Genomic DNA, 13094 nt, shown 5'->3' with positions numbered 1-13094 from the left:
ATTATGATTTAACTCCGAGACCGATGCCATCACCTATCGAAAGAATTGTAGAATGAAGTAAGGTTGAGTTAATAAACATTTTATTAAACTCACGAATAATCTTTGTTGATTTTTTATATGATTCCGGAACCGATTTTGCGGCTGCATAACCATGCCATAAAAGATTATCCACAAAAAGAACGCCACCCTTTTTCAAAAGTATAAGTGAGTAATGGAAAAGTTTCTCGTAATCTTCTTTATCTGCATCAAGAAATATCAAATCATATTTCTTATTCAACCTGGGCATAATTTCTAACGCATCACCTTCTAAAATATTTATTGAAGAGGTAAGCTTTGCTCGTTTAATATATTCTTTGGCAAGTTTAATGTTGTTCTTACTTCTTTCAATCGTATCCAGTGATGCTTTTTTGCGAAGCTTCCTTGCAATACGAATTGATGAATAACCAATTGCTGTCCCAATTTCTAAAACACTCTTTGGCTTAGTAACTAAAACCAATTGCTCAAGAAACTCTGCCGACATCCAGTCTAATATCGGTATCTTTTTTTCAGCAGCAAATTTCTCCATTTCTGTAAGCAAAAGTTCAGGATCGTTTCTTAACGAAGTTAAATACGTAACTTGATCATCATATAAAATATTAGACATTTTTTTGCTTGCTGATTTTATTTAATCAATATCATTTTTTTAGTCTCGGAAAAATCTCCAGCTTGTAACCTGTAAAAATAAACACCGCTTGGTAATTGAGAATTTTGAATTGAGAATTGAGAATTATAAGAACCCGGTAATCGTTCTTCGTTGACAAGTGTTGCAACTTCTCTGCCGAGAAGATCATAAACTTTTAGACTGACTTTACTGGTAACCGATAACTTATAACTGATAACCGTTGACGGATTAAACGGATTCGGATAATTTTGCAAAAGATAAAATTGAGACGGGATAGCATCATTATTTTTTACAGAAGTAAGGTTACTAATATTCATACTTCCGTACGAAAATTTGTAATAATTGGAACCCGCCGGTTCGCGAACAGAAGAACCACCTGTTGTCTGATACTGGAAATAAAATTTTACTGAGTCACCATTGATTGAAGCTGGAAAAACATACTTATATTTTAATGTGTTATTAAAAACTACAGTATCCATAGAAACAGTTTGATAAGAGCCGCTGCCAACTTTATAATTTAAGCTTACTGTAGAAGATTTCACTCCGTTAGCATCAATAAAGATTTTGTTAATAACATTATAAACGTTATTTGTTTTGCTAAGATTAGGATAAGAAATAACTCTCTTTGCAGAAATTAATCCCCAACCTCTACCATTATTTGGACTCGCAGAATTATCTCCGCATTCAAGAAATATTTTTCTTATCTGGACATTTATTAAATGAGGCCAACATGATTTGAGCAATGCGGCAATTCCTGCAGCAATTGGTGTTGCATACGAAGTGCCGCTTCCAGTGCCATAACTAATCCCATTAGGTGGTAATGCAACATAATTTCCAGAACCCATAGCACAGACTTCGGGTTTAATCCTTCCATCAGCAGTAGGTCCAGGTAAACTGAATGAAGCTAAAATATTTCCAGAATTTACTGCCCCTACTGAAATTATATTAAATGCATCTGCAGGTGAATTGATGATCCACCAGCCATCATTATTATAATTTCCAGCTGCGGTAAAACTAGTAAGTCCTCTTTGGAATGCAAGATTTGCTGCTTGTGCTACAATCGTAGTATTGCCATTCATATCAGCATAAGTATAGGAAGATTGTCCTGCGTCAAATAATGTATAACCGAGTGAACTGCTAGTAATATCAACACCGGCACCTTCCATATCTTGAAGGGCTGCTGCGTAATTATCCTCTTCAGCATGGGTTTCGCTCGCATCATTCTCTGTCTCGGCAAGAAAGAATTTAGCATCATACGCGGGACCAATAGCATTGCCCGGATCATTACCAGCCATTAAACAAAATACACTTGAACCATGTCCGCTCTGATTTGAAACTGTTGAAAGATGATGTACGTAGTCATATTGGCGAAGTACCGTTAAATTTTTTAGCGCCTGATAAGATAGATACGAAAAACCGTCATCGAGAATTCCTATGTAAACGCCGGTTCCTTTAATTCCCAAATCGTGGACTACCGGAATATCGGAAAGATTATTTTGTGTGAATGATCCACCGTAGTCTAATCCTGTTGTTGATGATGTTTTATTGAGAAGCCTGTTCGAATTATTAGCAGAAGATTCGTTTAATTTAATTTCATCATTCCTCGACTTGAATACACGGACTTTTTCAATTTTTTGAATAGATGATAAACTTTTTAACGAGCTTAATTGCTCATCCGTTAAGTAAGCGCTGACAGCATTAAACCATTTCAGTTTATTTTCAATTTTTATTCCGAGGTTTTCAATTTGATTAATATAATTTTCAATCAGCGGAAGATCTTCATAGGTGATATAATTATCCTCACCCATAACTTGCTTTCTTCTTTCAATCGCTCTTTGTGATAATTCTTTTTCAGCTAACTTAAAAAGAGCTGATGATTTCTGCAGAGAATTGTTTGGAGAGACACCTTTATCTTTGAAATAGATTAGGTATTTCGTTTGTGAATGTACCGAAGCTGAAAGGGCGAAAAGAAAAATTAGTATAAATATTTTTTTCATTTAGACCTCGATTTTCATTACTTAACAAAAAAACAAATAAAAAAGTGCGAAATAAGAATTCATACTTATCCGCACTTAGAATTAAACTAATAATCCGCTCAAACTCAATGAACTATTTTTGCTATTCTACCTAAACGAACTGATCCAAGAAGTTTGAAAAAATCCGAAAACGGAATGCTGGGATCCCAAGACCAATAAATCATAAATGCCTCACCAATAATTTTATCGCGAGGAACGAATCCCCAGAATCGGCTGTCCAAACTGTCATCACGGTTATCGCCCATCATAAAATAATAATCTTGTTTAAGTGTGTATGATTTAACCGGTTTCCCTTCGATCATAATTTGATTTCCATCCACAGTAACAACACGTTTCCCAAATTCACGGTCAATTATTGTTCGCCATTGTTCAACATTATCCAAAGTTAAATTTATTGCATTACCTTTTTTAGGAACTACAATCGGTCCGTAATTATCTTCATTAAATTGGCTGTCTTTGGGGAAAATACGCGGATTTATTACAGCTTTCGAAGAGACATATGAGTTTATATACTGAATTTGAGAAGCTCTTGGAGCTTCTTTGCCGTTAACAAATACAACTTTATCAACAACTTCAATAGTGTCTCCAGGAACACCGATACATCTTTTTACATAATTGCTCAGTTCTGTCGGAGCTAATTCATCTTTTTCACCGGGAAATTCAAAAACAACTATATCTCCGTGTTTTGGTTCGCTTAGAGCCGGCATTTGAAAATACGGCAACGAAATATTTGTGAATGGAATATTTCTGGGTGAAGACGAGCCGTAAATAAATTTATTTACAAAAAGAAAATCACCTACCCAAATAGTTTTTTCCATTGATCCTGTTGGAACGCGTGAGGTCTCGATCAAAAAAGTTTTGATTAGAAAAGCAGCTATAGCGGCAAATAATAAATTTTTCCAGAACTCCCAAAACTTTTGCTGAGATGTTTTTACAGCAGGCTTTTTAATTTCTTTTGGCTTCTCTTTACTTTCGTCTTTATTGAATAATGACATGTTCCCTTCTCTAAATTTCTAATCGAATTGATTTGTTAATTTTCCAGTTGTAATCTTGATCTTGCTCTTGATCAAGATTAAGAACAAGATAATGATCATGAAAAAATATTAATCATCAATTTGTAAAACTGCTAAAAATGCTTCTTGAGGAATTTCAACGTTACCGACTTGCTTCATTCTTTTCTTCCCTTCTTTTTGCTTCTCAAGAAGTTTTCTCTTTCTTGTAATATCGCCGCCGTAACATTTTGCCAAAACATTTTTACGCATCGCTTTCACAGTTGTTCTTGATACAACTTTTGATCCAATAGCGGCTTGTATTGCAATCTCAAACATCTGCCTAGGAATTAGGTCTTTAAGTTTGGTACATACTTTCTGTCCCCATGTAAAAGACTTTTTCTCATGGCAGATTATAGAAAGCGCATCAACCTTCTCGCCGTTTAACAGAATATCAATTTTAACAAGATCAGATTCGCGGTAACCGATAAATTCATAATCAAGAGAAGCATAACCGCGCGATATAGATTTTAGTTTGTCGTAATAATCAAAAATTATTTCTGCAAGTGGAAATTCAAATTCTATATCAGCACGAGTCGGATCAATATATGTTGTGTTCTTATATACACCCCTTTTTTCAATCGCAAGCTGCATTAAGTTCCCGACATATTCGCTCGGTGTAACAATTTGTGCTTTTACGTACGGTTCTTCTACATGATCTATATCGCCAACAGTCGGCATATCAGATGGATTATCAACAACTACTTTAACTCCGTTTTTTTTGAAGACCCAATATTCAACGTTTGGAAGTGTAGTAACAATAGACTGATCGTATTCACGCTCCAGTCTTTCTTGAACTATTTCCATATGTAGCATACCCAAAAATCCGCATCGGAAACCAAATCCAAGAGCTGTTGAAGTTTCGGGTGTATAACTTAATGCTGAATCGTTAAGACGGAATTTCTCAAGTGCTTCGCGAAGGTTTTCATATGCATCAGTATCTGTCGGATAAAGTCCGCTATAAACCATCGGTTTAATTTCTTTATAACCTGGTAATGCTGTGTCCGATCCGTTTCGAAAATGAGTTACTGTATCACCAACTTTTGTATCGTGTACATCTTTAACACCGGCAATAAGATATCCGACATTTCCAGCAGCTAATTCCCCGGTGCGAATTCTACCAAGACGTAAAGTGCCGACTTCTTCAGCAAGACATTTTTTATCATTTACAAAAAACTTAATCTCATCTTTTTCTTTAAGAACTCCGTTAAATATACGAACGTAGGCAACAGCGCCGCGGTAAGAATCAAAGATCGAATCAAATACCAACGCTTGAAGCGGGGCTTTTTCATCACCACTGGGAGGAGAAATTCTTTTAACCACTGCTTCCAACATTTCTTCAATACCAATTCTTTCCTTTGCGCTAACAGGAATAATATCTTCATCTTTGCAGCCGATTAAATCAATGATCTGTTTTTTAACAACATCCACCATCGCGCTTGGCAGATCAATTTTATTAACGACAGGAATAATTTCAAGTCCGGCATCTATTGCCATATAAAGATTACTGATGGTTTGTGCTTCAACACCTTGTGCGGCATCAACAACTAAAATGGCGCCTTCACAGGCGGCAAGCGAGCGCGAGACTTCATAAGAAAAATCAACGTGCCCGGGAGTATCAATCAAATTTAGAACATAAATTTTGCCGTCATGGGCTGGATACTTCATCTGTATTGCATGAGACTTAATTGTAATACCGCGTTCACGTTCAAGATCTAAGCTATCCAGGAGTTGTTCTTTTGCTTCCCTTTTAGAAACAGTGTGAGTGAACTCAAGCAGGCAGTCTGCAATTGTAGATTTACCGTGATCTATGTGAGCAATTATGCAAAAATTACGAATGTCAATCATACTTTTTAAATTTTGGTGCGAAAATATATGAAAATAGAGGGGGTATTACAATTTGATGTTGCAGACATACGAAGTTGAATCGAGTTAAATTATCTATGAACATGAAGATCATAAAGATCGAAATGTAACTCGTCTTTTTATTATTTTTGTTTAAGGAATACAAAAAATGAAAGCTCGGCACGTAATATTATTTCTGGGATTATTTTTTAATGTTCTATTTCCGCAGAACAATAAATCACCAATGTCATCAGTATTAAACGCTTCCCCAATTGATACTCTTTTGAAAATTGGACTAAATCTCCAACTTGGCTCTTCCCCGTTATTCTATCAAAACAGAATCTATACTTCTGAGTTATCCGGAATAATATCATGTTTTGATAATTCAGGCAAGAAAATATGGAGCCGTAACACTTCAAACACACTTCATTCAAGACCGGTTATTGCAGATAATATTTTGTGCGCTGCAACTAGTAAAAATGAAATTGTAACTTTTAGTTTAGATAAGGGAAGTCAAATTCAATCATTTGGAATTGACGACAGTATTACAACAGATTTGATCTTACTTCAGTACTCCGGCGAAAAAGAATTGATGATGCCGAAAACAATCGGATCAAAATCTGCTATAGTGTTTGGAACTAATAAAGGCAAAATTTTTTGCTATGATCTTGAAACTTTGCAAGAATATTGGCACAACAGCGATGCTCAAGAAATGATCAAGACACAGCCAATCGTTGTAGACAATAAATTACTCTTTACAAGTAAGGACGGATTTCTTTACTGCATTGATGCACGTAACGGATTATTAAATTGGCGGTGGAAAGAAAAAGCAGAAACCGATTTCTCAAATTCACAGATAGTTAGCGACGGCAGAAAAGTTTATGTAATTGATAATGAAAATTCCCTTTTCTCGATTGACTTGCTGCTTGGAAATTTTACATGGAGATCTCCTGCCAAGGTTTTCGGTGCGGTGGGAATTTCAATTGATAAGAAAAAATTATACGCTAAAGGATTGTATAGTAAATTTTATATCCTTTCTGCCATGAATGGCAAAGTGTTGAAAGAGATTAGACGTTATGATCTTTTTGAGGAGGACAATATTTCTCCGTTTGAATATAAGAAGAGAATTCTTTTCACTAATATGAACTCAATAATTTTTTTGGATGAAAAATATAAAGAATCAATCGTTCTCACATTCGGCAGCAATCTAATAAACTCATTCACTCAAATAGATAAAAATAAATTTCTTGTTTCCAATTCAACCGGCTCAATTATTATATTTTCAATAAGGTAACTCTTGAAAATTTTTGAAGGAATCATTTTCGACATTGACGGGACACTCACATCAACCAACGAACTTATCTTTGCAACATTCCGGCATGTAACTGAAAAATATCTTAACAAAAAAGTTACGGATGAAGAGATCATTTCACTTTTTGGACCGACTGAAGATGTAATTCTAAAAGAGTGGATGAAAGAAGATTACGAAGACGCACGGAAAGATTATCTCGCTTTCTACGAAGCCAAACATCATGCGATGGCTGATGTTTATCCCGGAATTAAAGAAGCACTCCTCTATATCAAATCTAAAAACATTCCACTTTCTATTTACACAGGCAAAGGACGCGGTTCGACTGATATAACATTAAAGAAAATTGGTGTGTATGAACTTTTCGATATGATAGTTACCGGTGATGATATTGAAGATCATAAACCTTCACCTGAAGGAATAGATATGTTTGTTCAAAAATTTAGATTAAACCGAGAGAAAGTTTTAATGATTGGCGATGCACCCGCAGATATTTTTGCTGCAAGAAATGCCGGAGTGAAAATTGCCTCCGTTGTTTGGGATAGCTATGCAAAAGAAAAAATTTTAGAAATGAATAGCGATTATATTTTCGAAACAGTAGATGAGTTGATGAAGTTTTTAAGAACAAATTTGGAGCAGGATTAAACTAAGAAGCGAGTCGGCTGAGACAGGTGTTAGGTAGCTTTTTTATTCAATAGATAAAAATGGACTCCTTGCTTACATAAGTTTTGTGTATGTGGACTAATATTTTGTTTTCCTCTGGCAACATGAATATATCAGTATCGCACTTTTTTTCTCCATCATTACCAATTGTACAATATCTCCAGGCATCATTGCTAGCGCTAAATTCAATTTCGCCAATTTTAGAAAAATATTTAGATAGGCTACTATATTTCCACTTCATTTCTTCATTAGTATTACTATCAATCCAAATATCCATTCCTTCCAAAGCATCATTTTGAAAGAGAAATTTTACGCCTTTCATTTTGATACCATTGATACTACCACCTAAAAATATGAAAGAACTTTTATCATTAATCTGTTCTTTCTTTATGAATGTAAGCCCATATTTATTGCCTAATACTTTTTCTACAGTTTGATAGTTCATACCCCAGTTTAATTCATTTTTGACAATCAAAGAATCAATATCACTATTGTTGGTTAAATTACAAGCTGAGAACAGAAAACAAACGAGAATAACAAAACGGTAAACTATTTTTCTATTTTTCATGTTACCTAATGATGTTGCGCCTAACACGCCGCCCAGAACAACAATGCAGCTTTTGTCAACGCAACTTTTATTTTTAAATTAGTTTTTATAACCAAATCCACTTTACACAACAAACTAAATCTGGAAAGCTAAATACTATAATTGCAACTCAGACCGCTTCTTTTGAAGCGGTCGCTTTGAGTTGCTGGTTATTTAGCAATTATTTTTTACCTTTTGGTGGAATCGATTCTTTTTTAGGCGGTGGTGGTGGCGAATATCCGCGCTTCTTAGGTTCTTCCTTTTTTGGTGGAGGTGGCGGACTAAAACTACCAGTTTTCTTGAATGACATATTTACCTCACTAATTTGTGTAATGAATGTTGAAATAAGCAAAACATCCCCAAAAAATTATAGCTGCAATGAGAGCGATTATTGAAATATAATTGCAAACTGTTGTTATTGTCCTCCATGGAGTAGAACGTATTTCACCTTTGACAATTACATCGAAAGCAATATCAATTCCTTCGTTACATGCTTTTTGACTCGCTAAAAAAGAAAACAATATTACAATAAGAGAAACCGCAAATAAAAACCACGAGAAGGCAAGCAACCATAGTGTATTAGCAAATGGTTTAGGCGCTATATCCTTTAGAAAAGCAATCGTGAAGCCAAACGAACCCGAAGCTAAAGTAAGTATTGCTTTATCAAATGTTTGAGAACTTTCTCTCAGCGCTTCAATTAATAATTTTCTTTCATCAATATATAGTTTATAGTTTTTGTCCTCAGATTCATCAACTATTTCTTTTTCTAATTCACTCATAATGATTACCTTTTTGCTAGCTAACTATTAATTATCCCGCCAATAGATATGATGGCGAGGAATGTTATCTACCAACATTTATTTTGTTTTCGTACTATATTCTAAATTTTGTGCGTGGTAACATTCCAACTATTTTTTCTACAAATAAGTTGACAGAAAAGGGAAATCTATTTTCTTTGTTCATATTTCCAAACAAAGTACCCCGATTAAAGAATTGATTTGGTACTAATTTAACTTAGTATAAAAGGAAATTGATGTCAATACTTAGTTTGCAATCAGCAGTCGGCAGTTTCGGTAGCTAAAAGCTTATAGCTAAACGCTAACAGCTATTTCCTCGCTAACCAAATTTCCGGGTTCTGGTAATTCCGTTCGTTCCAGATTTCGAAGTGTAATATTTTCCCTTCAAGACTTTCATTCACTTTACCGATTGCACTGCCGCCTTTAACCTTCTCGCCTTCTTTAACAGTAATCTTAGCAACGTGTCCGTAAACAGTTCTGTAATCATCACGGTGAGTTACAATTACAATACTGCCGTAACCCGGTATCCAGTCTATCGCAGAAACAATTCCTTCAGCTACCGATAAAACATTCTGCTCACCTTTAACAGCAATATCAATCCCGTAATTCAACGTAACAGTGTTAAGGCGTTCATTTTTATTTTCACCGAATGGACGGACAACTTTTCCTTCATGTATCGGCCAGCCGAGTTTACCGCGTAGTTGTGCAAAATTTTCAAATGCACTGTAATCAAAAAACTGAATATTCTTTTTGTAAGCTAAACTTTTTTTATCAGTTGCTTTCTTTTCATGGAGCTGAGCTTTACGTTCGCGGTCAATTTCAATCAATTTAGCAATCATATTTTTAATAACAATTTCCGCTCTTCTCTTAGATTCAATCTCCTGAGCAATAAGTTTTTTATCATGTTTTAAGAGATCAACCAGATCCTTTTTTTCCTGTTCTTTCTTTTCCAGAGCGTCCTGTTCATTAATTTTCTGCTTAGCTAACTCAGCTTTTTCTTTCCGCTCTCCTTCCAAATCATTTTTAAGCTGACTGAGTTGAAATTTATTTGAGTTAAGCTGTTTCAAAGTTTTTTCATTCTGTTCGGAGATATATTTTAAGTAACGGTAACGTTTGATTGCCTGATTGAAAGATTCGGCATCAAGAATAAAACGCCACATGGAAAGACCGCGGTTTTTGTAAATCCATACGATGTAACGAGCATATTTTTCTTTTAAATCTTTTACACTAGTTTCCACATTACTAATCACATCTTCAATCTCTTTAATGGCTTTTTCTTTATCTTTTTCCTCAGTAAGAAGATTGTTGATCAATTTATTCAAAAGTAAATTCTGCTGATTGATATTTTCAAGTGATTGAAGTGATTCTCTTTCTTTTTTGGTTTTTGCCTGAAGTTCTTTTTGCAGTGTGGAAATATCTTTTTTGATACGGTCCAATTCTTGGTTCTTTGTACGGATGCTATCGGAAGTTTGTCCGGTAAGAATTGTTGTCGAGATTACAAGAAATATTAATATTGATTTACAGTTCAATGATTTTTGCATCATCTGGTATATCAATCTTTAGCTTTCCAATTTCTTTGTTTACTTCAATTATTCGGTACTCAATTTTTATTTTTTGATTATTGAGAAGATCATTCATATTAATTTGTTTTGGAATTGGAGTTTCCTCAACTTTCAAGAAATCTGAATATTTAGCATCAACTAAATTTTTTCCCTTCGAATCGTTCTTCTGGTACTGCCGAATTTCAAGCTCATCGGATTTAATCCAATAGATACTTGATTTCCTGCTAACCGAATCTATATAAGTAAGTTTATATAAATCATCAACAGCTTCAAACTTGTCCGGTTCACTTCTTAGCTTATCTGTCAAATTAACTGAGCCGGTTGCAACATCTATAAGTTCGTCAAAAGAAATATTAATTTTTAAAATATCTTTCATAACTCCGGGTTCTACTTTCCCTTTATAATAGATGTTGTTGATCGCATCGTAAAATTGAAAGTTCTGAGGGGTTATTAACGCAAAGGCAAGGTCAATTCCAAACGGCCCATAGAAAGATACTTTAACAGAATCCGGTTTTTTAATTTCAACCCGGAAACTGCTTGTTGCATCCAACTCGGATGTTTTAATACTTATCGAACCTGTGCCTATAAAACTTTTTATTTTTCTTCTGTTAGCTTCAAGACGTTTGATCAACCGATCGGAAGAAATCATTCTATCTACCTGAACGGGAGTTGAAGGTGCGCATCCGTCCAAAAATAATTGAGAGATAAGTGCAGCAATCATAAAAACAAATAAACTTTTTTTCACAATTCTCCTTTTTCAATTTTCGTTTTAATAGAAGATTTTGTCGAGTCAGATTCGAATGCACTTTTCCACAATTCTACAGCTTTAGTTTTATCACCCAACTTAAAATGAACATCACCTAAGTGATCTAATAGAGTTGCGTTTTTATTTTCCACTTTTACTGCTTCTTCAATATTTTTCTTTGCCTTTTTATAATCACCAAGGCGAAAATAGACCCAGCCAAATGTATCAAGGTAAGAAGAATTTTTCGGCTCCGCTTCAACTGCTTTCTTCGACATAGTTAATGCTTCTTGCAAACGAATTCCTCGCTCTGCAAGCGAATAAGCAAAGTTATTCATTATAAGAACATTTGACGAATCAATTTTTAATGCAGATGTGTAAAGCGAATCTGATATTTGATATTCCTTCTGCGATTCATGGATCATTGCCAGCACACTTATTACTTGTAAATTTTTTGGTTCAATTATTAATGCTTTATTCAAGTGTACTAATGCTTCTTTATTATTTTTCAATTGATTAAGAGTATAGCCAAGTGCAGAAAGAACAGTTACATCATCCGGATTTAATTTGAAAGCTTTTTCCAATGCTTCTTTTGCTTTTAAGTGTTCATTCTCTGTTGAAAGAGACAGACCATAAATTAAATTTATAGCAAAATCATTTGGAAATTTTTCTGATGCTTTGCTCATGTATTCAATTGCATCTTTGTATTTTTTAGTATCGAAGAGTAATCCCCCGAGACGAACCCAAACTTGTGCATTCCATTCGGCAAGTTTTGCAGCAGTTTTAAAATATTCGATTGCGGATTCATTCTTATGTGCACGCAGTTCGATCTCACCCAAATAAGCATTCACTTGCCAATCTGATGTATCGCGGCTTACTTCTAAAAAAATTTGTTTAGCAATATTTAAAGTGGTTGAGTCTTTTTCTGATTGGAAATAAAATAATGTCCCGATCTTTAATTTTTCCTCGATGCCAATATTCCGGCTTTTCACTAATTTCATATATTCTTTAGAAGCATCTTCCCACTTTGCTTGCTGAATAAATATTTTCCCTTTTAGATCAATAAGACTTTCATCATTCGGATAACTTGTAAGTGATTCATTCACTTTTGATAATGCCTTTTCATAATCTTTTGTCTTGAGATATGATTCGATTAATAACTTTTGCAACATCAGATCGGATGGATTTAATTTAATAAGTTCTTCAACAGTTGTGATTGTTTCTTTAATATTTCCCATCCGTTCATTGATATCAGCAATTCGTACCAACACATTCCATTCAGCACCGATCATATCAAGAATTTTCTTGTAATACAGAAGCGCCACAGATGGTTTTTTTGCTTCGGTCAATTGAGCAAGATTGTAATATGCAGTAACATTGGTTGAATCAAGCTGAATAATTTTACTATAAACTACAGCGGCTGAATCTTCCAAGTGCGAAGAGGAATAAATCGTAGCTTGAAGAGTTAAGTACTCAGTATTCTTTGGTTCATTTTCAACTGCTTTCTGAGAATAAGTTAAAGCAGAAGAAAATTTATTAAGCCGATAATAATTTTTTGCAATTGCATAGTTAATACCCGGCTGAGGATCATACTTAAGTGCTTCAAGATATTCAAGAATTGCTTCAGCATACTGCCCTTTCAACTCTTGAAGAGAGCCGGCAATAAATTTTTCCTGAGCGAGTTTTTTATTTTGCTGAGCACTAAAGCTCTGATCGTTATTAGCATTTGAATTGTTTTCCCTAACAACATCCGAAGAACAACCCGCCAAAAGAAAAGCTATATATATTAGAATAATTTTGAACTTCATAAACACCATTAATTTGAAACAAAAAATAGTTTTTAA

At 34.5% G+C, this 13094-nt stretch carries 12 protein-coding genes; 2 read left to right on the top strand and 10 right to left on the bottom strand.

Annotated elements, in window-relative coordinates; all coding sequences use genetic code 11:
* Position 1 precedes the first annotated feature (1 nt).
* The 4 genes from NTZ27_00935 to lepA form a co-directional block, all read right to left on the bottom strand.
* A complete protein-coding gene (locus NTZ27_00935; protein MCX6173307.1) occupies positions 2-643 on the bottom strand; it encodes an O-methyltransferase in 642 nt (213 codons plus the stop codon).
* Between the two features lie 17 nt (positions 644-660).
* Positions 661-2658, bottom strand: coding sequence for a S8 family peptidase (locus tag NTZ27_00930; GenBank protein ID MCX6173306.1), 1998 nt, complete (start codon positions 2656-2658; stop codon positions 661-663).
* Positions 2659-2762: 104 nt separating this feature from the next.
* Entirely contained in the window at positions 2763-3692 is a 930-nt protein-coding gene (gene lepB / locus NTZ27_00925; protein MCX6173305.1) for a signal peptidase I, read from the bottom strand.
* Between the two features lie 108 nt (positions 3693-3800).
* Positions 3801-5594: a translation elongation factor 4 gene (gene lepA / locus NTZ27_00920; GenBank protein ID MCX6173304.1), complete on the bottom strand. Its 1794-nt coding sequence runs from the start codon at positions 5592-5594 to the stop codon at positions 3801-3803.
* A 166-nt stretch (positions 5595-5760) separates the two neighbouring features.
* On the opposite strand from lepA, the gene NTZ27_00915 reads away from it, so the two are divergent.
* Complete coding sequence (locus NTZ27_00915; protein MCX6173303.1) at positions 5761-6885, top strand: PQQ-like beta-propeller repeat protein; 1125 nt, start codon at positions 5761-5763, stop codon at positions 6883-6885.
* A 3-nt stretch (positions 6886-6888) separates the two neighbouring features.
* On the top strand, positions 6889-7545 hold the full coding sequence (locus NTZ27_00910; protein MCX6173302.1) for an HAD-IA family hydrolase: 657 nt from the start codon (positions 6889-6891) through the stop codon (positions 7543-7545).
* 46 nt (positions 7546-7591) lie between these two features.
* Here the strand turns inward: NTZ27_00910 and NTZ27_00905 are convergent, their stop codons facing one another.
* The 6 genes from NTZ27_00905 to NTZ27_00880 all read right to left on the bottom strand — a co-directional run bounded on the left by NTZ27_00905 (position 7592) and on the right by NTZ27_00880 (position 13058).
* On the bottom strand, positions 7592-8131 hold the full coding sequence (locus NTZ27_00905) for a hypothetical protein (protein MCX6173301.1): 540 nt from the start codon (positions 8129-8131) through the stop codon (positions 7592-7594).
* Positions 8132-8330: 199 nt separating this feature from the next.
* On the bottom strand, positions 8331-8459 hold the full coding sequence (locus NTZ27_00900; GenBank protein ID MCX6173300.1) for a hypothetical protein: 129 nt from the start codon (positions 8457-8459) through the stop codon (positions 8331-8333).
* 10 nt (positions 8460-8469) lie between these two features.
* Positions 8470-8928: a hypothetical protein gene (locus NTZ27_00895; protein ID MCX6173299.1), complete on the bottom strand. Its 459-nt coding sequence runs from the start codon at positions 8926-8928 to the stop codon at positions 8470-8472.
* Between the two features lie 326 nt (positions 8929-9254).
* The gene (locus tag NTZ27_00890; GenBank protein ID MCX6173298.1) at positions 9255-10475 is read right to left on the bottom strand and encodes a peptidoglycan DD-metalloendopeptidase family protein; all 1221 of its coding nucleotides are present in this window, start codon (positions 10473-10475) and stop codon (positions 9255-9257) included.
* Entirely contained in the window at positions 10465-11253 is a 789-nt protein-coding gene (locus tag NTZ27_00885; protein ID MCX6173297.1) for a DUF4292 domain-containing protein, read from the bottom strand. Before NTZ27_00885 ends, NTZ27_00890 begins: the two co-directional genes overlap by 11 nt.
* A complete protein-coding gene (locus tag NTZ27_00880) occupies positions 11250-13058 on the bottom strand; it encodes a tetratricopeptide repeat protein (GenBank protein MCX6173296.1) in 1809 nt (602 codons plus the stop codon). Before NTZ27_00880 ends, NTZ27_00885 begins: the two co-directional genes overlap by 4 nt.
* Positions 13059-13094 lie beyond the last annotated feature (36 nt).

The organism is Ignavibacteriales bacterium (genome assembly GCA_026390775.1).
Lineage (GTDB): Bacteria > Bacteroidota > Ignavibacteria > Ignavibacteriales > Melioribacteraceae > Fen-1258.
The sequence above is the reverse complement of the archived record's forward strand: the minus strand, read 5'-3'. Positions and strand labels throughout refer to the sequence as shown.